The following is a 1,226-nucleotide window of genomic DNA, read 5'->3' on the forward strand; positions in this document are numbered from 1 at the left end:
ATGCGCAAAGGGATAAACTCGCTGTGCGGAGTTGTACAGAACCAAATGGGATATGATGTTCGTATGGGTGACTGTTTCATTTTCATAAACAGAACCCGCACCACTATGAAAATCCTGCATGCTGAAGACGGAGGTCTGGTCCTATACATGAAAAGACTTGAAGAGGGAACCTTTCGTTTGCCCGGATATGATAAAGAGAGCCGGTCATACCCCATGAGCTGGACAGATTTGGTTATGATGGTTGAAGGAATACAGGATGATCCAAACAACAGGTTGAAGCGACTAAAAGCGCTTAGAAATCGCCGGTAAAAAACTTAAATAAAAGTATAAAATATTGCTCTGAAAACTTGTCTGATTCAAGGTTTTTTAGTATTTTTACGACTAAATAAAAGCCCCTTAAAATGGATCAGTCGGAAGCATCAGCGCTCTTAATAAAATCGCAGGCGGAACAAATCCGTCAGCTCGCTGAGGCTAATGCTAAACAGGCGGAACAGTTAACTAACCTGCAACAAAAGATAGATAAGCTCCTTTCACAAATAGCCTGGTTTACCCGTCAGTTTTACGGACGTAAAAGCGAAAAGTTATCCGGTCTTGATCCTAATCAGCTAAACTTATTTGAAACGCCACAGGATGAGAGCAAACGTCTGGAAGAAATAGAGGCAGAACGCATTGCGGCAGAAAAACAGATTGAGGCGAGTACTGCTAACAGAAAAAAGGCTCGTTCCAATCGTAAGCTATTGGAAGGACTACCTGTTATAGAAGTAGTGATTGAGCCGGAAGATGTTGACAGGGACAAATACAAACGCATAGGAGAAGAACGTACCCGAACACTGGAGTTTGAACCGGGTAAACTCTATGTAAAAGAGATCGTACGTCCAAAATATGGATTAAAAGACAATCTTATACCTTCAACAGAAGAAACCCCGGCCGTAATAATAGCACCGCTTCCACTGCTACCTATATACAAAGGACTCCCGGGAGCCGGCCTTCTTTCAGAGATAATGCTTCAGAAGTATGAGTATCACCTGCCTTTTTACCGTCAGATAAAACAGTTTCATCATCTGGGAGTAAAAATACCTGCAAATACCCTTAGTGGATGGTTTAAACCCACATGTGAGTTGCTCAGTCCGCTATACAAGGTCTTGAAGGAAGAAGTTTTAGATACAGACTACATACAGGTTGATGAAACAACCCTGCCGGTTATAAACAAAGATAGTCACTATGCA

The 1,226-nt window shown here is 42.0% G+C and carries 2 protein-coding genes; both read left to right on the top strand.

Going from position 1 to position 1,226, the window contains the following annotated elements:
• On the top strand, nt 1–309 hold a 309-nt coding region (tnpB, locus tag OLM34_RS11400; RefSeq protein WP_264407389.1), incomplete at its 5' end, for an IS66 family insertion sequence element accessory protein TnpB.
• A 92-nt stretch (nt 310–401) separates the two neighbouring features.
• The coding region (locus OLM34_RS11405) for an IS66 family transposase (protein WP_264407390.1) at nt 402–1,226 on the top strand (825 nt) is incomplete at its 3' end.

Origin of the sequence: Anaerorudis cellulosivorans, assembly GCF_025943985.1 — a bacterium.
GTDB classification, from domain to species: domain Bacteria; phylum Bacteroidota; class Bacteroidia; order Bacteroidales; family Dysgonomonadaceae; genus Anaerorudis; species Anaerorudis cellulosivorans.